At 41.3% G+C, this 21,580-nt stretch carries 18 protein-coding genes and 1 pseudogene; 16 read left to right on the forward strand and 3 right to left on the reverse strand.

What is annotated here, in order from left to right:
- Positions 1 to 187: 187 nt before the first annotated feature.
- From C6W44_RS08420 to C6W44_RS08435, 4 genes are all read left to right on the forward strand, one after another.
- Positions 188 to 928 carry a hypothetical protein gene (locus tag C6W44_RS08420; RefSeq protein WP_105246583.1) on the forward strand — a complete coding sequence of 247 codons (741 nt, stop codon included), beginning with the start codon at positions 188 to 190 and terminating at the stop codon, positions 926 to 928.
- Positions 929 to 1,041: 113 nt separating this feature from the next.
- On the forward strand, positions 1,042 to 1,713 hold the full coding sequence (locus C6W44_RS08425; RefSeq protein ID WP_227526393.1) for a hypothetical protein: 672 nt from the start codon (positions 1,042 to 1,044) through the stop codon (positions 1,711 to 1,713).
- A gap of 42 nt (positions 1,714 to 1,755) precedes the next feature.
- On the forward strand, positions 1,756 to 2,310 hold the full coding sequence (locus tag C6W44_RS08430) for a hypothetical protein (protein WP_105244986.1): 555 nt from the start codon (positions 1,756 to 1,758) through the stop codon (positions 2,308 to 2,310).
- Between the two features lie 187 nt (positions 2,311 to 2,497).
- Entirely contained in the window at positions 2,498 to 3,574 is a 1,077-nt protein-coding gene (locus C6W44_RS08435) for an RNA-guided endonuclease InsQ/TnpB family protein (RefSeq protein WP_105244987.1), read from the forward strand.
- A gap of 65 nt (positions 3,575 to 3,639) precedes the next feature.
- Here the strand turns inward: C6W44_RS08435 and rluB are convergent, their stop codons facing one another.
- From rluB to C6W44_RS08450, 3 genes are all read right to left on the reverse strand, one after another.
- Positions 3,640 to 4,563 carry a 23S rRNA pseudouridine(2605) synthase RluB gene (gene rluB / locus C6W44_RS08440; protein WP_075101486.1) on the reverse strand — a complete coding sequence of 308 codons (924 nt, stop codon included), beginning with the start codon at positions 4,561 to 4,563 and terminating at the stop codon, positions 3,640 to 3,642.
- A gap of 539 nt (positions 4,564 to 5,102) precedes the next feature.
- On the reverse strand, positions 5,103 to 5,615 hold the full coding sequence (locus tag C6W44_RS08445) for an IS630 family transposase (RefSeq protein ID WP_227526394.1): 513 nt from the start codon (positions 5,613 to 5,615) through the stop codon (positions 5,103 to 5,105).
- A complete protein-coding gene (locus C6W44_RS08450) occupies positions 5,596 to 5,952 on the reverse strand; it encodes an IS630 transposase-related protein (protein ID WP_105244989.1) in 357 nt (118 codons plus the stop codon). Before C6W44_RS08450 ends, C6W44_RS08445 begins: the two co-directional genes overlap by 20 nt.
- A gap of 81 nt (positions 5,953 to 6,033) precedes the next feature.
- Between C6W44_RS08450 and C6W44_RS08455 the strand changes: the two genes are divergently transcribed.
- From C6W44_RS08455 to C6W44_RS08510, 12 genes and pseudogenes are all read left to right on the forward strand, one after another.
- Entirely contained in the window at positions 6,034 to 7,119 is a 1,086-nt protein-coding gene (locus C6W44_RS08455; RefSeq protein WP_105244990.1) for a polysaccharide biosynthesis/export family protein, read from the forward strand.
- Positions 7,120 to 7,131: 12 nt separating this feature from the next.
- Positions 7,132 to 7,563 (forward strand): low molecular weight protein-tyrosine-phosphatase, encoded by a 432-nt coding sequence (locus C6W44_RS08460; protein ID WP_105244991.1) that lies wholly within the window; start codon positions 7,132 to 7,134, stop codon positions 7,561 to 7,563.
- A gap of 60 nt (positions 7,564 to 7,623) precedes the next feature.
- Positions 7,624 to 9,927: a GNVR domain-containing protein gene (locus C6W44_RS08465; RefSeq protein WP_105244992.1), complete on the forward strand. Its 2,304-nt coding sequence runs from the start codon at positions 7,624 to 7,626 to the stop codon at positions 9,925 to 9,927.
- Between the two features lie 55 nt (positions 9,928 to 9,982).
- The gene (locus tag C6W44_RS08470) at positions 9,983 to 11,992 is read left to right on the forward strand and encodes a polysaccharide biosynthesis protein (RefSeq protein WP_105244993.1); all 2,010 of its coding nucleotides are present in this window, start codon (positions 9,983 to 9,985) and stop codon (positions 11,990 to 11,992) included.
- Between the two features lie 9 nt (positions 11,993 to 12,001).
- Complete coding sequence (gene tviB, locus C6W44_RS08475; protein WP_105244994.1) at positions 12,002 to 13,279, forward strand: Vi polysaccharide biosynthesis UDP-N-acetylglucosamine C-6 dehydrogenase TviB; 1,278 nt, start codon at positions 12,002 to 12,004, stop codon at positions 13,277 to 13,279.
- 23 nt (positions 13,280 to 13,302) lie between these two features.
- On the forward strand, positions 13,303 to 14,346 hold the full coding sequence (locus C6W44_RS08480) for an NAD-dependent epimerase/dehydratase family protein (protein WP_105244995.1): 1,044 nt from the start codon (positions 13,303 to 13,305) through the stop codon (positions 14,344 to 14,346).
- A 10-nt stretch (positions 14,347 to 14,356) separates the two neighbouring features.
- Positions 14,357 to 16,156, forward strand: coding sequence for an ABC transporter ATP-binding protein (locus C6W44_RS08485; protein ID WP_105244996.1), 1,800 nt, complete (start codon positions 14,357 to 14,359; stop codon positions 16,154 to 16,156).
- Between the two features lie 34 nt (positions 16,157 to 16,190).
- A pseudogene (gene rfbB / locus C6W44_RS08490) lies at positions 16,191 to 17,238 on the forward strand (dTDP-glucose 4,6-dehydratase).
- On the forward strand, positions 17,239 to 18,117 hold the full coding sequence (gene rfbA / locus C6W44_RS08495) for a glucose-1-phosphate thymidylyltransferase RfbA (protein ID WP_105244998.1): 879 nt from the start codon (positions 17,239 to 17,241) through the stop codon (positions 18,115 to 18,117).
- Between the two features lie 2 nt (positions 18,118 to 18,119).
- Positions 18,120 to 19,640: a GNAT family N-acetyltransferase gene (locus C6W44_RS08500; protein ID WP_158676707.1), complete on the forward strand. Its 1,521-nt coding sequence runs from the start codon at positions 18,120 to 18,122 to the stop codon at positions 19,638 to 19,640.
- Positions 19,637 to 20,533, forward strand: coding sequence for a 1-aminocyclopropane-1-carboxylate deaminase/D-cysteine desulfhydrase (locus tag C6W44_RS08505; RefSeq protein WP_105244999.1), 897 nt, complete (start codon positions 19,637 to 19,639; stop codon positions 20,531 to 20,533). Before C6W44_RS08500 ends, C6W44_RS08505 begins: the two co-directional genes overlap by 4 nt.
- Complete coding sequence (locus tag C6W44_RS08510) at positions 20,530 to 21,546, forward strand: ATP-grasp domain-containing protein (protein ID WP_105245000.1); 1,017 nt, start codon at positions 20,530 to 20,532, stop codon at positions 21,544 to 21,546. Before C6W44_RS08505 ends, C6W44_RS08510 begins: the two co-directional genes overlap by 4 nt.
- Positions 21,547 to 21,580 lie beyond the last annotated feature (34 nt).

A 21,580-nucleotide genomic window follows, 5' to 3' on the forward strand; every position in this document is an offset into this window, starting at 1 on the left:
GGAGCGGGGCGGATAGTGCCAGCGGCGCTGACATTTTGCGTACTGGCAGCATCACAAAAAGCTGTTAAGATACGCTATTGATTGCACCGATGCAATAAAGCAAAGACCCTTACTGTAAAATGGGTATGTAACAAGAGGCGTGTATAACAGAGAGGTAAGATCGGTCATGGTGGTAAGTTTGACAAGAATGCTACAATCATTTGGGCAAGCCCAAGACGATCTGCCAGCGCAAGCGGCCTTACAGGCGCAAAAGACAGCGAGCCACTATGATGGCCAAACAAAGAGCAAAGGCGGCGAGCAAGCAGATGACGACAATAGCAAAAACCCGCGTACTACGCTGACGCCCCCTGAGCGTGCCGACCGTATCTGTGCGGCATTGGCGCAAGTGAGTGATGCGCGTTCGGCCACACCGCTCACCGACCGCTATCTGGCCAATCATGCACAAATGCGCCCAGACAACAGACCCCCTTTTGACCCTGATACCTTATGGTATCTCAAACATGGACGCTGTCCGATTATGACTGAGCTTGTAGATGTGGTCGATGAAGCCACCTTAAACGCCATGCCTATCGAGGCGGTGGCAATACTCGATAGAATAAATGGTAAGCTAAAGCGCTACCGTGAGTGGAGTCAAGAGCTCAACGATGAGCAGCAGCAACAGCATAACGAGCGGCAGTTCGTCATCGATAAGCTGGTTTCTGAGAGTATCCCCGAGGCGCTGCATCATTATGAGCAGCTGCAACGATTTAGCCCGCACCGTACCAGAAACCATGCAGCACAAGGTAAGATGAGCGCAGGTGATATGCTGACGGATTTGTTTTTAGAGATTGACTACGAGCTTGATGAGCTGCTCGATGAATTGCACAACACCGTGATGAGCCGCCTTGCTTCCACGCATCGCTATGTCAAAAGCCGCACGCAAAGCTAAGCTAAGGGCGGCGGTTGTGACTGCGAACCTGCTCTCATTGATACCGCGGTGCTTGCCAATCATTTTGCCAAAAAAAACTGCCAAAAAACTTGCCATAAAATAAGGATCAGCCAATGACCCAAATGACTGCGATGTTTATCATGTTTGTATTGTATGGTGTGCTACCAGCGGCTGGGTTGTACTTGGGATATCGTGGTATCAAAAAAATGACCGCGCCCAAAATGCTGGAGTATAAGGCGATGCCGCAGCTGGGCTATATCCCCGAAAAAAGCTTACCGGCTGATATCAAGACGATGCTGGCGCAGATCAACGAAAAAGGCGAAAAGCTGCGCGTCATTTATGGTGATACCAATAATGACGGTAAGATTGATGACAAAGATACTGTCAATGAGACCTATATCATGATTCAAAATCTCATGGACAGACATGTGCCGCTGGCGGTGGCGGACTATCGGCGCTTGCATGACTTAGATGTGGGCGATGGTGCGCGCGCTGATACCACCAAAATCAAGCATTCCAATGTGACAGGCAAAGAAGCGCTGCTTGAGGTGCTCACCACCATTGACGCGCAGTTTGATGATTTGCTCAATGCCTCCTATCATCAAGACGGGCAAAAGCTACTCGCGACCAATCGCTATCTACAAAAACGCTTTAGAACGCCTGCTGTCAGTCATGAAGGACAAAACCTCGATGACGGTGCTGATGATGAGGCAGGTATCCAAACGCTTGAAACCCCAGCTGGTGCTGCGGCCAAAAAGGCGCGCGCTGACGATATCAAACGGTAAAGATTAAAAGCTAAGCGCAATAACGGTAAAAGAGTAAGATATATGAGTGTGCTCATTGGTGTCGGTATCGTGACGACCATCACGACCATTTATTTGGGTAAAAAAGGCTGGCAAGCGCTGCATAAAGCCGTCGGCATCACCCCAGGCGTGCTTACATATCAAGATGATCAAGCGCCTTTGTCCTTGTCTGCGGTCACATGGCGGCATCTGCGTTTACAAAAAAAACATCTACAGCGTTTACCAAATGATCAGCTGCGCCAGCTGCAGCGTATCGACGATAAGGTGAGTCGCTATCAGTCTTATCAAAAAACACAACAGGCTAATGATAAGACGCCGACGGTGACCGAGTCGCAGTTTGTGTTAGAAAAGCTGCTGTACACGCGCTTGCCTGACACACTAGCCAGTTATGATTATCTGGTCAGTATCGATAGCGCCGACCTATCACAAACAGAAAAAAAAGCAGAAGCCAGTGAGCTGTTGCAGCAGGTATTAGACTATATCGAGCAGCGTCTAGATGCGTTATTGGACCAAGCGCAGACGCAGCATCTACAAGCGTTACGCGTGATGAAAAACTATGTCGAGAGCCACGATCGTTAAAGGGTAGGGCAAAACTACAGCAAGTGGCGCAAAAAAAGCTGCCTGTGATATCTCTCACAGGCAGCTTTTTTATCATCTAACGCCGTAAAACCACATCCTTCTAGGGCGTAGATATCAGGCGTCAGCCATTGTCGTACAATATTGCGAATGCCTTGATAACCAACTGCATTGAGATCATAATTATTCCATGAAAACGCTCAAGCTACGCATCAAAGACAAACATGCCACTCAGCTCAATATCTTAGCTGGGGTGGTTAACTTTGTCTGGAATTACGTTAATGAGCTAAGTTTTAAACATTTACAGCGCACAGGCAAATTCTTTTTAGCCTATGACTTGGCCGCTTATACCAAAGGCAGTGGCGAGTATTTAAACTTGCACAGCCAAACCCTACAAGCCATCTCTGAAACCCATGCCAAAAGCCGAAAACAGTTTAACAAAGCCAAACTCAACTGGCGCACCAACAACCCAAACGCTAAGAGAAGAAGTTTGGGCTGGATTCCTTTTAAAAAGACAGCCATAAAACACCTTTCAACCCGTCAATCAGGCAAGAAAAGCCTTAAATCTACGATTCAGCTAAGCCTTGCTAAAGGCAAAAAACTAATCATTGATCTGTGGGATAGCTATAACCTCTCGCTCTACAGCATCAACACCTGTGAGTTGGTACAAGATGCACGAGGCAGATGGTATGCCTGTATCACCGTTAAAGAATTTCCAAAGATTAAGTGCGGCACTGGCCAAGTCGGTATTGATTTGGGCTGTAAAGATTCAGCAGTCAGTAGTGATGGTGATGTTCTAACCACTAAGCTAACCCATCAATACGCCGAAAAACTGGCCATTGCTCAAAGAGCCAAGAATAAAAATCGGGTCCGTGCGATTCACGCCAAGATTAAAAACACCCGTCAAGATTTGATCCATAAATTCACCAATAAATTGGTCAAAGCCAACAGCCTAATCGTTGTTGGTCAAATTAAATCAACATCATTCACTTCATCCAAACTGGCCAAATCCGTCTATGACGCTGGTTGGTTTGAGATTAAGCGGCAACTGGATTACAAATGCGCGAACGCAGGTTGCCACTATATCGAAGTCAATGAAGCGTACAGCACCCAAACCTGCTCGTGTTGCGGCTCTCGCCAAGACAGTCCGAAAGGTAGAGAAGGTCTTGGTATAAGAGAGTGGTTTTGTCGTTCTTGTAAAACGACCCATCAACGTGACGTTAATGGAGCAAAAAACATTCTCGCGGTCGGGCTTGGCCGTCTTTAGTAGGTATCCCCTCACTTTAGGGAGGGGAGGAAGTCAAGATCTAGATGTATGAAGCCTCAATAAAACTAACGTTTATCGCCGCGGCCACGAGTGTGCCGAGTGCCGCGACTGGCAGGGCTGCCGCTGCTTTTCGGCTTGCTACTGTGCGACTTATCGCTACGACTATCGGCACGGCGCGCTTTGAGCGGTTTGCTTTTGATACGTTCTTGCTTTTCTTTGGCCGCGCCGTGTAGACCTGTACCATAACGCGGGCGCAAGCTGACTAAGTCGGTTAGGGTGTTGATCTCTTTTTTGTCCAGCTCCAAGAAGCGGCCTGTACGCAGCTCTTTGGGCAGTGAGATCGTACCATAGCGGGTGCGCAATAGGCGGCTGACCTTGAGGCCTTGCGACTCAAACAAACGGCGCACTTCGCGGTTGCGGCCTTCTTTTAGTTTGACGTGATACCACTTGTTGACGCCTTCACCGCCGCCTTCTTTAATGTCTTCAAACTGCGCCATGCCGTCCTCTAGCATGACACCAGCGGTCAAGTTGCGAGCGATATCAGGGGTGACCTCACCCAAGACACGTACCGCATATTCACGCGTGACTTCACTTGAGGGGTGCATCAAGCGATGGGCCATCTCGCCATCGTTGGTAAACAATAACAGTCCGGTTGAGTTGATGTCCAAACGGCCAACCATCACCCAGCGATCGTGGGTCAGCTTTGGTAGGCGCTCAAACACAGTCGGACGACCCTCAGGGTCTTTTGCCGAGCAAACTTCCCCTTCAGGCTTGTAGTATGCCAAGACGCGGCGGCGCTTTTCGTTTTCAGCGTTGTATTTGATCTGACGACCATCTACCCGTATCTCATCGCCTTGCTGCACGCGATCACCAATGGTTGCAGGCGCATTATTGACAGACACACGGCCTGATCTGATGACTTCTTCCATCTGACGGCGTGAGCCAAGACCCATACGGGCGAGTGCTTTTTGTAATTTTTCATCTTTCATCTTAATGTCCTTGAGTCGGTGGGTTTACATTTCTCAATGTATAATGATTCACAATTGTTTATACTAGATTATAAATGATAATAGGTAAGAAAATGCATTGTTTGCTGTGAGCAGCATTATACTAGTAAAAGACTGCTTATACTGTATTTTTTGACTTATTTCTTTGACTTATACACCTCGCAACTGTACTCAAACCAACCTGAACAACATCCTGCATTTCTTCATTGGGAGTGCTTAATAGCTTTTAGGTAGCCGTACATATGCAGCAACATAGCAGTGTAAGAATTTAGTATAAATTCAATCAATTATCAATATACGTAATATATTTAGTTGTAATTGATAAAAAGAATTTATATGCTACATGGAGTAATTAGTTTAAAAATAGCTTTTTGTATCAATCAATAAGAACATTACTGTATAACAGATAACTTATGTTATGATGCCGATTATTTTTGTGAAAGATGTAAAAAAATAACATCGATACAAATTTATTAATACAAAACTGTTTTTAGTCGTTTTATGTGATTGCAGTAATATAGTCAGCTCAAAATAAAATTGTTATGGTTAGGACAAACATCATAAAACAATTTGGATAAGTCGTTTTCCATCCAGCCTTGGCGTAGAAACTTCACCTGAGCCCATTTCTTTTCGATAGGGTTTAGGTCTGGGCTGTACGGCGGCAACCAAAGAATACGATGCCCGTGCCTGTTTAGTAGCTTTTGAATGCGTTTGCTCTTATGAAATCTGGCGTTATCCATCACAATCACGCATTTGGTTTTAAGACTTGGGATTAGTTTGTGTTTGCACCAGTGATAGAAGACGATGCTGTTGATGTTTGTCTCAAAGTAATCAAGCGCAAACAGCATCTTTTCATACAGAGCACCAATAACGTTGGTTCGCTTTTTACCTTGCCAGTTGTAGCTATCGATACAAGGCTTACCAATCGGTGCATAACCATGAGAGCAAATGGTTTCAGCCTCAAAGCCGCTTTCGTCCATATAAACGATGGGATAGCCTTGCTGCCTAAAGCTATCAAGCTTTCCCTGATACACCGCTCTTTTTATTGGGCAAGCTTTTGGATGCTCTAATGTCTTTTTTTTGACTGATGCCTAGGCGCTTTAGGGCATGATGAATGCCTGTTTTACTACAGTTCAAACGACGGGCTCGCTCATACTGGTAATCATCAGGATGTTCTTTAACATCATTAAGTAGCACGTCATCTGGTATTTTATAGGGTTTGGTTTGCCTGGTTGTTTTACTATGAACACGTCTCTTCCAGTTTTGTATGGTGGTTGGGCTGAGGTTATAGAATTTAGCTGCCTCGGCAAAGGTCATACCCTCGTCTAAGCTTTTTAGTACTTGTTTGCGAAAATCTAGTGAGTAAGTCATGGTCTTTATAATAACAATTGGGTTTGATAATTAGTTTATAACACTTTTAGGTGAATTTGACTATAGAAGAGGCTTTTTGATATGAGACAGACAACTAAGTTGTTGAGTGCAGTGTGTTTGTTAGCTAGTAGTATGCTCTATGGATGTGCTACTACAACCATCAATTCTGGGCTTCAAGCTGGTCAGTTACCGCCCAGTGGATCTTTTACTGCAGAGAATGGTATTAATTTCAATGTACTGCCATTGACTCTCGCCACATTGCCACCTAAACAAATCGCTCGCTCACAAATGAGTGCCAACCTATCTGACCTAGTACGATCGTCTAATAGGATGAATTACCGTATTGCATCCTCTGATGTATTAAGTATTATTTTGGTAGATTATCCTGATATTAATGCTGCAGGAGCATCTGGTTATCCTGTTGATCAGCAGGGGTTTATACAGTTTCCGTTGATAGGTCGTATACAAGCTGGCGGGCTAAGTGTTCCACAGTTCACCGCAAACCTAAGTTCAAGATTGCAACGCTACCTAAAGTATGCAGATCCGCAAGTGAAAGTTGCTGAGTATCGAGGCAATAAGTTTTTTATCGATGGTGAGGTTAACAAGCCTGGTCAATTCAATATTGCTGACAAACCTGTGTCATTGTACAGTGCAATATCTATGGCTGGTGGTACGACGAGAGAAGGTAACTCAAACAGTATTGTATTGAGAAGAAATGGTATTGATTATCGTATGGGATTACAGTCTCTGCAGCAGGCGGGATTATCAGCCAATCAAATTTATGTACAAGATGGTGACTCTATTCGTGTCAGTAGCGAAGACATCAATAAAGTGTATGTTTTGGGAGAGTTTGGCAAAGTTGCACCTGTACCTATTGTTGACCAGGGGTTGAGCTTAGCGCAGGTGATTGGGGAGTCAGCTGGTCTGAATTCTAATACGGCTAATGCGGCTAAGATCTACGTAGTACGTGATCAACCTGAATATCAGCGTACAAATATATACTATGTAGATATGCAGGCGCTCACTAGCTTTCCACTGACTAGCCGGTTTGAGATGTTGCCTAATGATATTGTCTATGTCGACCCAACTGGTCTGACGCGCTGGAACCGTGTTATCAGTGCTTTGTTACCATCAACTTCAGCAATCAGAAGTTTTTCAACTTTATAGGAAGTGATAAGCATGGCGTTTGATAATATTTTGGTTGTTTGTGTAGGTAATATTTGCCGTAGCCCAATGGCAGAAGCTTTATTAAAAGAGCGTTATCCTAACAAAGTAATTGACTCTGCAGGCGTTGGAGCTCTAATTGGGCATCCTGCAGATTCATCTGCTCTCAAAATTATGTCTGAACAGCAGATAGATATTACAGACCATATAGCCAAACAAATCGACGAAAAATTAGTAAAAAAGGCTGATCTTATTTTTACTATGTCAGATAGTCAGACTAAGTGGATCGAAGAACGCTGGCCGTTTTGTCGTGGTAAAACCTTTAAGTTAGGTCATTGGACAGATAATGATATTGCTGACCCCTATAGGCATGAAATTACTGCTTTCGAAACTGCATACCAAGATATCGTTGATGGTCTTGAACAGTGGGCAGATAAAATTAGTTAAATAGCTACTATTAACTACCTAGCCTTTAAACGAATAACCTTAAGTGATGAACATACCGTTATGAATACAGATTCCAGAAACTTATCAAAGCCTTCTTCTAGACAAGAGGATGACGATATTGATCTAATGGCGCTGCTGTTTGCCATTTTGCGTGGCTGGAAAGTCATCGTATTTTTTGCTGTATTGGGTTTGATAATAGGGATTTTATATAGTAGGTACGTCAACCCTACTTTTCAGTCAGATGCACTTATTCAAATTGAAGAAAGCTCTCAAGGTATTGCAGCATTAGGTAGTGATATTTCAGAGTTAATTGGGTCAGAAGCGAGTAAAGCGCAGACAGAGGCTGAGCTCATAAGATCACGGATGATATTAGAACCCGTCGTCAACTTATTACATCTGCGCATTCGGCTTTCTGACCCTACGATCGGGTATTTGGATCGAATAAAAAGCAACGTTACGAGCACCCAAATAAACACTCCTGAAGGAGTCGCAATTGAAACCGAAAATGGCCAAGCCTATATCAGTCAATTTAATGTATCGCAAGCTTACCTAGATAAATCATTTACATTAACGAGATCTGCTACAGGTTTTATATTAAGTAATGGTTTCGATGAGTTCAAAGGTCAGTTTAATCAACCACATCAATTCAGCGGCTCAAATGGTCGGATTCAGATTACGGTTGCAGATCTTCCTGTTAATGCCCACCCTATTAGTATCACGAAGCAATCATTACAAAATACCACCAACGCCATTAATAGTGCCCTTACTGTCACAGAAAAGGGTCAGCAGACAGGTATTATCCAGTTGTCAATGACCGGTTTACGTCAGCAGCAAGTGACTTTAGTATTAAGTCATATTGTTTTATCTTATATCGATCAGAACCAATCTCGTGGCTCTCAAGAAACCACAAAAACGATTCAGTTTATGGAAACTCAGATTCCAACACTAAAAAAGAAATTAGAGGATTCTGAAAGGACTTTTAATAAATTTCGCGAAAAGTCTGGAACTATCGATGTTGGTCAAGAAGCAAGTATATTATTAAGTGAAAATTCGCAAATTGACGCACAGCTTAATGAATTAAAGCTTAAAAAAGCGGATCTCACGACTTATTATACCGAAGATCATCCATTGGTGATCCAAATCAATGAGCAACTCGACGTACTTAATAGTCGGAAGCAAGAGATCGATAATACTATCGCCGGTCTACCTGAAGTACAACGAGAATTCTTGCAATTATCAGAAGACACGGCTATTAACAGAGAGATTTACCTCACTTTGCTTAAAAACTATGAGCAATTGAAAATAGTAAAAGCTGGTCAAATTGGTTTTGCACGTATTATTGATTTGCCTATTAGCACCTTTAAGCCCATCGCTCCCAAAAAGTTACAGATCATCATACTGGCGATGTTATTAGGCGCGATGCTCGGTACGATGTTGGTGCTGCTCAAAAACCTGTTAAAAAACGTGGTCAAAGACCCAGAGCGCTTAGAGAGCAAGACAGGTGTGCCTGTTATTGCGACGATACCGCACTCACCGCTGCTATCAAGACTAAGTAAAAACAAAAAAAGTGCCAAGCGGATGCTAGCGCATGTCGATCATAACAGTCTGAGCTATGAGGCAATAAAAAGCTTAAGAACCAGTTTGATGTTTGCGATGCCTACAGACAGCAGCACCAAGCAGCAAGGCAAAGTCATCCTTATCACAGGTGAAAGCCCAGGCGTTGGTAAGTCGTTTATTGCTGCCAATTTGTCAGAGGTGTTTGCGCAGCTCAATAAAAAAGTGTTGGTCATAGATGCAGATATGCGCCTAGGTGAGCTGCATGAGATGTTTGGTATGACGCAGTATGACGGTCTCGCTGATTATTTATCGCAAGGTACTGGTCGCCAAGATACTGGCCGTATAGCAACCACCAATGCCCAAACGGTCAGCTCTGAAGCGAATGACCATATCGAAACAGCATCTAAATACCCTAGCACAGATATAACGGCCGTTATTCATCCCACTACCATGGATCATATCGACTTTATGCCACGCGGCAAGCATCCTCATAATCCTGCTTCATTATTGGTGAGTGAGCACCTAGGACAGATGATGGATGAGCTAAAAACACAGTATGATTACATCATCATCGACTCACCGCCGGTACTGGCGGCATCAGATGCTATGGTCCTAGCGCAGCACGCGGACAAGGTACTGATGGTCACCAGATATGAAGACTCGATAGAAGGCCAGCTGGTCTATGCTATTAATCAGATGAATAAATCTAACATACAAGTAGACGGCATCATTCTCAATGATGTGCAGCAAGGCATCATGAGCAAATACAGCTATCACTATAGCTATGCTTATGGTAATAATAACTAACTGTACTTTTGTTAGTCTTGATTATTTAAGCCTATAAATAAAATAGTTGTCCATTATGTCGATAGAATCCAAGACTACTAGCACTCAGCAGCACCAAGAAGCGACCAGTTGGTCGCAACGGGTTGCTGAGTATCTATTAGCGCTACCGCGCGCTAGTAAGCAAGCTATCTTGATGACGGCTGATTTTGTGATGTCAGCGGTATGCTTGTATTTCGCTATTGCAGCACGCTATGGCTATATGGGCAATCATATTAGCCCAGTTGCGCTATGCTTTTATGCATTAATCCCGGTGATTGGTTTATACCTTATAGGTTTTTATAAAGGTGTTGCCCGTAGTTTCTTTGATTCGGCGATGGGCAAAGTACTACAACTGTTCTTATTGCTGATCGTCATCGCTCAAGGGGCTCTTTATCTTGATCTGATACCCGGTATGCCACGTGCAGTACCTATTCTATACTTGTTTTTGTTTTTTATTTGGCTTTGGAATAGTCGTTTAACTATTCGCGAGCTGCTTGCACGTTGGCAAGGTCAGCGGCCGCAGCGCCAGCTCAATGATGACTCTGATAATGTCATTATTTATGGTGCAGGTGAGGCAGGTAAAGAGCTGTTAGAGGGTCTTAAAAACTCTCATAAGTATAATGTCGTGGCTTTTGTTGACGATGATGTTCAGCTTACTGGTGCTTATGTGTTAGGCAAGCGCATCTATGGTGCTGATGAGCTAGTGAGAGTCGTATCTAAGCTCGATATCTCGCAAGTGTTTTTAGCTATTCCTTCTATCAGCCGTGCTAGCAAGCGGCAGATCATCGATAAGCTAGAAGGTATCTCTATTAAAATTAAAGAACTACCAAGCCTAGAAGAGATAGTCGATGGTAAAGTCACTGTCAGTAGTATGCGCAAAGTTGATATCTTAGATGTACTCGATCGGCAGACGGTCGAGCCTGATGAGCGCTTATTACGATATAATATTACTGGTAAGTGCGTACTAGTCACTGGTGCTGGTGGCTCTATCGGTAGTGAGCTGTGCCGACAAATCATCATAAATAAGCCCAAAGTTTTGGTACTCTACGAGCTATCTGAGTTTGCGCTCTACAGTATTCATCAAGAGCTTATCGCTAGAGTGACCAGCAAAGAGATCTATCAAGGCATTGAAGTCATCGCCGTCATCGGTAATGTCACTAATGAAGCCAATCTATTGCGTGTGCTTAAACGTCACCAAATCCAGACCGTCTATCATGCGGCAGCCTACAAGCATGTGCCTATCGTCGAGCATAACCCTTTTGAAGGTGCGATAAATAACAGTAAAGGTACGTATCACTGTGCCCGCGCTGCAATCGAAGCCAAGGTGGAGACTTTTGTCCTGATATCCACTGATAAAGCGGTAAGACCTACTAATGTTATGGGTGCGACGAAGCGTTTAGCGGAATTAGTTTGTCAAGCACTGAGCCAAAAAAATAACCCTAATAATAATCATACCCTCATCAGTATGGTACGCTTCGGTAATGTACTCGGCTCATCAGGCTCAGTAGTGCCCGTGTTTACCAAGCAAATCGCGCAGGGTAAGCCGATAACCGTAACTCATCCTGATGTGACACGCTACTTTATGACGATACCGGAAGCGGCAAACTTAGTCATTCAAGCAGGAGCAATGGCAAAAGGTGGGGAAGTGTTTGTGCTCGATATGGGCGCGCCAGTAAAGATTGTTGATCTCGCCCGCCGTATGATTCAGTTAAGCGGCTTTGAGGTAAAAGATGAAGAGCACCCTTATGGTGATATCGAAATCACCTATACCGGACTACGCCCAGGCGAGAAGCTTTATGAGGAGCTCATAATCGGTGATGACAATGTGGAAGATACCGACCATCCGCTGATCATGCAGGCGATGGAGTCGAGCTTTCCTTTGGCGGATATAGAAAAGACATTGAACGAGCTTGCGCAAAGAGCGCAGAACTATGATGTTGATTGGCTTAAACAAGAGTTTCACTATTTTGTCGCAGGGTATCAAGATGGTACTCCTGCTGAAGAATTAGCATTTAATGAAAATAAGACTATTAAAGAGGTTAGTTAACCATTCACTATGATAAATATTAATGAGATTAAAATAGCAGTGATCGGTCTTGGTTATGTCGGTCTGCCTTTAGCAGTTGAGTTTGGTAAGCATCTACCAGTAATAGGCTTTGATATCAATGCCAGTCGTATAGCAGCCCTATGTACAGGTACGGATCATACTTTAGAAGTCAGTGATGAAGAGCTGACCCAAGCATCGCGTTTGAATTATAGCTCCGATATTGAAGCGCTGAAAGATTGTAACTTTTTTATTGTTACGGTACCGACGCCTATCGATGATTATAAACAGCCCGATCTTACGCCTTTAATTAAAGCTTCAGAAGCTATTGGTAGTCTACTTAAAAAAGACGATATTGTGGTTTATGAATCGACCGTCTATCCGGGTGCCACAGAAGAAGTTTGTATTCCGGTTTTAGAAAAAGTTTCTGGATTAACCTTCAATCAAGATTTTTATGCCGGTTATAGTCCTGAACGTATTAACCCGGGTGATAAAGAACACCGTGTTACCAATATTTTAAAAGTAACGGCAGGCTCAACACCTGAAGCCGCTGATTTTGTGGATGAAGTATACAATTTAATTATTACTGCCGGCACTCATAAAGCAGCAAGCATTAAAGTAGCGGAAGCGGCAAAGGTGATTGAAAACACCCAAAGAGATGTCAATATTGCCTTAATTAATGAGTTAGCCGTTATCTTTAATAAAATGGGTATCGATACCCAAGCAGTCTTAGAAGCGGCCGGTACCAAGTGGAACTTCTTACCTTTCCGTCCAGGTCTCGTCGGTGGTCACTGCATCGGTGTAGATCCTTATTACTTGACTCATAAAGCGCAAGCGATTGGTTATAATCCAGAGATTATATTGGCTGGTCGTCGCTTGAATGACAGCATGGGTGAGTATGTGGTCACGCATTTGGTCAAAACCATGATTAAAAAGCGTATTCAAGTTGAAGGTGCCAAAGTATTGGTCTTAGGGCTGAGTTTCAAAGAAAACTGCCCTGATGTGCGTAATACCAAGGTCATTGATATTGTCCATGAGCTAGAAGAATATAATATCGAAGTTGACGTTTATGACCCTTGGGTAGATAAAGCAGAAGCTGAGCGTGAATATAATGTGACGCCTATCAGCAAGCCCGCTGTAAATAACTATGATGGTATTATCTTAGCCGTCGCTCATAATGAGTTCGTTGATCTGGGTGTAGATCAGATTAGAGCATTTGGAAAGAATGAACACGTGCTTTACGATTTAAAGTATGTTTTCACTAAAGAAGACGCTGATATCCGCTTATAAATTGATAAAAAATACGGAAAGTAATGGTTATGACGTTAACTGCATATGAAAAAGTTCAAAAAGTATTAATTAATGAACCAAAGACATGGCTGATTACTGGGGTCGCAGGCTTTATTGGCTCTAACTTACTAGAAGAGCTATTGTTACTAAATCAAAAAGTAGTAGGCCTAGATAATTTTGCGACTGGCTTTCAGCATAATCTAGATGAAGTACAAGGTTTGGTAAATGAAGATCAGTGGCAGAACTTTACCTTTATAGAAGGCGATATTCGTAATCTAGATGACTGTCAGGCAGCATGTATAGGCGTAGACTACGTACTGCATCAGGCGGCATTGGGTTCGGTGCCGCGCTCTATCGCTGATCCTATCAATACTAATGATACCAATATCTCAGGCTACTTAAATATGCTCGTAGCAGCTCGTGATGCTACGGTAGCTAGCTTTACTTATGCGGCGAGTAGCTCAACGTATGGCGATCATCCTGCTTTACCAAAAGTCGAAGATGCTATTGGTAATCCGTTATCACCCTATGCGGTGACTAAATATGTCAATGAGCTGTATGCCGATGTGTTCGCACGTACTTATAACTTTAAAACGATTGGTCTGCGTTATTTCAATATTTTTGGTAAACGACAAACACCTGATGGTGCCTATGCAGCGGTAATACCAAAATGGACGGCTGCTATGATCGCAGGTGATGAAGTATTTATTAATGGCGATGGTGATACCAGCCGCGACTTTAACTTTATTGAAAATGCGGTACAAGCTAATATTTTGGCAGCGACTGCTACTGAAGAAGCCAAGAACCAAGTATATAATGTAGCAGTTGGTGGTCGTACTACCCTTAATACGCTGTTTTCAGCACTTAAAGAGCATTTAAGTATTAATGGAGTTAGCTACACTCAAGAACCAGTCTATCGAGATTTCCGTGAAGGAGACGTGCGCCATAGTCAGGCTAATATTAGTAAGATCAAAAATGTGTTAGGCTATGAGCCACAGTTCGATATCATTCAAGGTATTGAGAAAGCGATGCCTTGGTATGTTCACTCACTTCAAAATAAACTGTAGTTGAAATTATATGTTAAGCGTCATAAAAGAGCTATTTTCTTTACTTTCTGAGAAGCAACGTAAGCATTTTTACATATTACAGTTTCTAGTCATTCTTATGGCCTTTACAGAGCTAGTAGGTATTGCCTCTATCGCTCCCTTTATGGCATTAGTAGGTGATATAAGTTTACTACAACAGGAAGGTGTTTATTCCAAGCTTTATCAGTTTTCAGGGATAAATAGCCCTGTTGACTTTGTATTTGCTGCCGGTTGTCTGGTGCTTTTAATGCTTACAATATCTACTATAGTGTCTATGCTCACTACTTGGCGTTTAGCGGTGTATGCGGCAAGTGTGGGTACAGAGTTGGCAGACCGCTTATACTCATACTATATGCAGCAATCTTGGTTATTTCATGCCAGTGGTAGTAGCGCCCAGCTTACCAAGCAAGTGTCTACTGAAGCTAATAGAATCAGTGGAGGTATTATTCAGCCTTTGATGAGTCTTAATGCTAAGTTAGTATTGGCCTTATTTATTTCAATCAGTATCTTTATTTATAACCCTATCATCGCACTAGCGGGTATCTCTGCCTTTGTTTTATCTTATATGCTTATGTACAAGCTTGTGCGTAAGTCTCTTATACTTAATGGGCGTAGACTATCAGCCGTCTCTACGCAAAGATTTAGATTAATGAACGAAGGCTTTGGTGGTATTAAGGATGTATTGCTATTAGACCGTAAGTATGACTTCATAGATAGGTTCACAGAGGAAGGTGGGTTGCAAGCTCGCGCGCAGGGAACGAATAAGACGATTAGCCTAGTGCCAAGATTTTTTGTTGAGCTGCTGGCTTTTGGAGCTATGATTAGCTTAGTACTCGTCTTAATAAAGAGTTACGATGGAAATTTAGGGCAGGTGCTTCCGGTATTAGCTATTTATGCATTAGCTTGTTTTAAACTACTGCCTGCTTTACAGCAAATTTACTCTAGTATTACGCAGATTAAAGGGAACTCAGCAGCTTTTGAAGCTGTCAAAGAGGATTTACAGCAATCGAAAATAACTCAGAATAAACTCAATGAAAAAACAGTATCTCCAAAACTAAAGTTTGAGCAGCAAATTAAGCTTGATAATATTACTTTTGCTTATCCCAACAAAGAGAATTACGCTCTCAATAATGTCAGTATCTCTATTCCTATTAATCATGTCATAGGCATCGTGGGCTCTTCCGGCTCAGGTAAATCTACTTTAATCGATATCATTCTGGGTCTGCTGCCCCCTCAATCTGGTCACATTTATATTGATGACACGCTTATCACTGAAGATAATATAAGAGGCTGGCAAAATAACTTAGGTTTTGTGCCCCAAAGTATATTTTTGAGTGAAGGTAGTATTGCTGAAAATATTGCTTTTGGGATATCCGCTAATGAGATTGATTATAATCAAGTGCTGAAGGCTATTGAGCTGGCACATTTAACTGAACTGGTTGAAGAGTTACCTAAAGGACTTCATACCAAAGTGGGTGAGCGTGGAGTACAACTTTCTGGCGGTCAGCGCCAGCGCATTGGTATTGCTCGAGCCCTTTATAATCAAGCAGATGTTTTAATATTTGATGAAGCGACCAGTGCGCTTGATGGTATCACTGAGAAAATAATCATGGATGCTATTCATGATTTTAGTGGCCAAAAAACTATTATTATGATTGCTCATCGCTTAAAAACGGTAGAAAAATGTGACATCATCTATCTTATGGAAAAGGGAAGTATTATTGACCAAGGTACTTATAAAGAGCTTGTAGATAATAGTCCTAAATTTAGAGAGATGGCTAAGCATTCTTAGCTTCCTATAATAGGGCATATATAAAGGTTTAATCATGAAAATACTCGTTACAGGTGGCGCAGGCTTTATCGGCTCTGCTGTTATCCGTCATATTATCCATAATACGGAAGACGAAGTCTTAAATATTGATAAGTTAACCTATGCGGGTAACTTGGAATCCCTTAAAGAGATTGATCAAAATCCAAGATATACGTTTCAACAGATTGATATTTGTGACAAAGAAGCGTTAGAAAAAGCATTTAATAGCTTTAAACCCAATCTTGTGATGCATTTAGCAGCAGAGTCACATGTAGATCGCTCTATCGATGGGCCTGCTGAATTTATTAATACCAATATCGTCGGCACTTATCATTTATTAGAGGTTGCTCGTCAATACTGGCAAAATCTTGACGACCTAGATAAACAACAGTTTAAGTTTCATCATATCTCTACCGATGAGGTTTATGGCGATCTAGAAGGCACGACGGATTTATTTACTGAAACTACCCCTTATGCGCCAAGCTCACCTTACTCTGCGTCTAAAGCAAGTTCTGACCATCTAGTCCGTGCCTGGCATCGTACCTATGGTTTGCCTATTTTAGTCACTAACTGCTCTAACAATTATGGTCCTTATCATTTCCCTGAGAAGCTTATTCCGTTAGTCATTTTAAATGCTCTAGATGGCAAAGCTTTGCCTATTTATGGTAGAGGCAATCAAATACGTGATTGGTTATTTGTAGAAGATCATGCACGTGCGTTATATAAAGTAGTCACTGAAGGCAAGGTTGGCGAAACTTATAATATCGGCGGACATAACGAAAAGCAAAATATTGAAGTAGTCAAAACGATTTGCCATATTTTAGATGAGTTAAAACCACAGGTGAATGGTCAGCTGTACGAATCTTTAATTACCTTTGTAACAGACCGTCCAGGGCATGATTTACGCTATGCTATTGATGCTAGCAAAATTGCCAATGAGTTAAATTGGACGCCGGCAGAGACTTTTGACAGCGGTATCAGAAAAACGGTTGAATAATATGGAATGGTGCAGCCGCGTCCAAGATGGCAGCTATCAACGTGAAAGACTAGGAGCAGGTGAATAAATGAATACTAAAGGTATAGTCTTAGCAGGTGGTTCAGGTACGCGTCTTTATCCAATTACTAAGGGTGTCTCTAAGCAGCTTCTGCCTATCTATGATAAGCCTATGGTTTATTATCCTCTATCAGTGCTAATGCTTGCTGGCATTAAAGACATATTAATTATTAGTACGCCTGATGACATAGATGGCTTTAAACGCCTACTAGATGACGGTAGTCAGCTACTAGGTATCAATATTAGTTATGCGGTACAACCGAGCCCTGATGGTTTAGCACAAGCTTTTATTATCGGTGAAGAATTCATAGGCGATAGCAATGTGTGCTTGGTGCTTGGTGATAATATCTTCTATGGCCCAGGTTTCTCTCCCTTACTACGTAAAGCGGCCAGTCAAGCTTCTGGCGCTACTGTATTCGGCTATCAAGTTAAGGATCCAGAGCGCTTTGGGGTGGTTGAATTTGATAAAAACAAGAAAGCCATTTCAATAGAGGAAAAACCGTCCAAGCCAAAATCTAATTATGTAGTGACTGGACTTTATTTCTATGATAACGATGTCATAGAGATTGCTAAACAAGTTAAACCTTCTGATCGAGGTGAGCTTGAGATTACCACGGTCAATCAAATGTACATGGAGCGTGGTGACTTAAACGTTGAGCTATTAGGCCGTGGATTTGCTTGGTTAGATACAGGTACTCATGAGAGCTTACTAGAAGCTGCGCAGTTTGTTGAGACTATTGAAAAGCGTCAAGGGTATAAAGTTGCCTGCTTAGAAGAAATTGCTTACAACAATGGTTGGCTGAATAATGATGACTTAAAACGTGTTGGTAAAGAATTAAGTAAAAACAGCTATGGCCAATATTTGCTTCATCTAGCGGGAGAGCTTTAATTATGATTCCTGTCACCAAGCCTTACCTTCCGAATAGAGAAAAGCTTAATCAATATATTGATGGCATATACGAGCGTAACTGGCTAACAAATAATGGCCCATTAGTACAAGAATTGACTCAACGCTTAGAGAGCTATTTAGGTGTGGAAAACCTTCTACTGGTTTCCAATGGCACACTTGCTCTTCAGGTAGCTTATCACGCTTTAGGTATAACAGCTGCTGATAAGCCTGAAGCCCTCACTACTCCCTTTACGTTTATTGCCACAGCAAGCTCATTAAAGTGGCAAGGTGTTGAACCTATTTTTGCAGATATTGATGCTGATACTTGGTGTTTAGATCCGGCTAAGATTGAAGACAAAATAACTGTAAATACTAAAGCAATAGTACCGGTACACGTTTTTGGTAATGCTTGCGATGTAGAAGCTATTGATACTATTGCACAGAAATATAACCTAAAAGTTATCTATGATGCAGCACATGCATTTGGTGTTACTTTCAAAGATAAAAGCCTACTCAGCTATGGCGATGCAGCCACTTTAAGCTTTCATGCTACCAAACTCTTTCACTCTATTGAGGGGGGTGCGATTGTATTTAAGCATAAAGAAGACTTAGAACGTGCAAAGAAAGCAATCAACTTTGGTATTGTCGGCCCAGAAGAAATTGACAGCTTAGGTATCAATGCTAAGATGAATGAGTTCCAGGCAGCGATGGGCCTATGTGTCTTAGATGAGCTAGAGAGCAATCTTAATTCTAGATCTAAGGTCTGGAATACTTATGCAGAGGCATTGGGCAGTCACTATCAGTTGCAAAAGCTACATCCTGAAATCCAGTATAACTACGCCTATTTTCCAATTGTTTTTGATACAGATGAAAAAGCGACACAAGTTCTGAATGTGTTAAAAGAAAATGACGTTATTGCAAGGCGATATTTCTTTCCTTCTTTAGATACTATTGAATACTTCCAACTAAGAACCTATCAGCCAATATCTAAAGATATTGCAAGTAGAATTTTATGTTTGCCTATTTACTCAGGGATTAATAAAGAACAATTAAATAAAATTATATATTTGGTTAATAGCTCTACGATTGATGTAAAAACTAATAAGATATCTACAGAGAAATTATATAACTATCTAAATACTATTGATGCTGATTTTTCTCCTAAATTATCATCACGTATTGAGTTATATGAGCTTGCCGAAAAGATAAATAAGCTAGGTCATTATCACTACATCTATGATGACAATAACAACATTTCTGCTTTTCTTTCTTATTATCTAAACGATGAATATGCTTATATTAATATCGTGCATGTAGATCCTATTTCTAGGGGTAAGGGTTTAGGAAATAAAATTTTAGAGTCTATGATTCTATCAACTAAAAACTCGAAGTGTAAGTTAATTAAACTGGAAGTTTCTAAAAGTAATACTGCTGCTCTAAAACTCTATAAATCATTTGGTTTTATAGAATCCGAAATTAAGAACGCCCATAAAACGAAAGTTTACTTGGAAAAACACTTATGATAACTAGTATTTACAATCATATAAAAGTGTTTAGTGACTCAAGCTATCCATATTTGTTCGGTGGTTCTAAAGCAAGAAAGCTTAAATTCATATTAAATAATGCTAAGAGCAAAAATGCTAATGCTGTCGTTTCGGCTGGTTCAGCTAGTTCTAACCACGCTCGTGATTGTGCTCTAGCATGTGCACAGCTTGGATGGCCATGTACCCTTATTATCCATGATAGAGAAGACTATACAAAAGATAATTTGTTCCTGATGAAGCTAAGTGGAGCTCATCTTATATTCTGTGAGTTAAAGGACGTTTCACATTTAATGGATCAAGCCATGCTTGACTATCAAGAACGAGGACTTAATCCATATTATATTTGGGGAGGCGGCCACTCAGTTCATGGCAGCTTAGCTTTGAAAGACGCTGTCAATGATTTTGTTAAATACTCTAATGGTTGGGTGCCTGATTTTGTTGTGGTGGCTAGCGGAACTGGGGGCACACAAGCGGGTCTACATGTCGGCTTCGAGCAGCTTTTTCCAGAAGTACAAGTTATTGGCATCTCAATAGCTCGTGAGAAAGAACGGGGACTTGAGGCAGTAACTAATGCTGTTAACGAATTAACTGATTTTTGCTCATTACCATCAACAAAGAATCATATTGAGTTCATTGATGAGTTTGTTACAGGCGGCTATGCTAAAAGCTCGAAAGATATAAATGAGACTATAAAACAATGTGCTAAAAGAGGGTTATTATTAGACTCGACTTACACTGGCAAAGCCTTTTACGGAATGAAAAAGCTAATTAATACTCAGAAAATCCCTTTAGGATCAAACGTTTTATTCTGGCACACCGGCGGCATATTTAATTTACTAACTAATAAAAATCGACTTTTAGAGGATTTATGAATATTTTACTCACAAGTGTAGGTAGACGAAGCTATTTAGTTGAGTATTTTAAAAAAGCTTTAAATGGCAATGGGTTAGTCATTGGAGCTAACTCTGATATCAATACTTCTGCTATGAAAGTTGTTGATAAAGCATTTGAAGTGCCAAACGTTAATTCTGATAGTTATATACCAACCCTTTTAAATATATGTAAATCAGAAAATATCAGTCTGGTTTTATCGCTATTCGATATTGACCTACCTTATCTGGCAAAGAATAAAGATAAGTTTGATGAGCTTGGTATATGTCTTGTAGTTAGCGATAAAAATGTTATAGATATCGCTAATGACAAATGGTCTACTTATAATTTCCTAGTTAAAAACAACTTACCAACTCCACAAACATACAAATCGTTATTAAGCTTTAAGGATGCCGTAGCTAAAAAAGAGATTGGCTTTCCTGTAATTATAAAGCCTAGATGGGGAATGGGATCTTTATCCGTTTATAAAGCAGATAATATGGAGGATGTTACGTTTTTCATCTCCTATTGCCAACGTGCCATTCAATCAAGCTATTTAAATATTTTAAGCACTCAATTGGATGAGTCTGTTCTTATACAACAATATATTACAGAAAAAGAGTTTGGTGTTGATGTATTTAATGATTTAGATTCAAATAGGTTGGTTACGGTTGCTAAAGAAAAAGTTGCTATGCGTTCTGGTGAGACTGATGCAGCGACTGTTGTAGATAATTCATTAATTCAGGATTTAGCTAATAATTTAGGAAGTAAATTAGGTCATATTGGTAATTTAGATATCGATATTTTATTAGATCACCTAGGAAACCCTTATATTCTAGAGTTCAATGCACGATTTGGAGGTGGCTATCCATTTTCACATTTGGCTGGAGTTAACTTTCCTGCTCTCCTTATCCAAATGGCTAAAGGTGATAAATTAGAACCTAAGTATCTAAAGTATGAAGTTGGAACAAAAGGAATGAAGTTTATTGAGCCAACTAAAGTAAGTAATAGTTAATAATTTTATAAGCTATTACTTCTAGCTCCGATAA

The organism is Psychrobacter sp. Marseille-P5312 (assembly GCF_900291405.1).
In the GTDB taxonomy this organism is placed as follows: domain Bacteria; phylum Pseudomonadota; class Gammaproteobacteria; order Pseudomonadales; family Moraxellaceae; genus Psychrobacter; species Psychrobacter celer.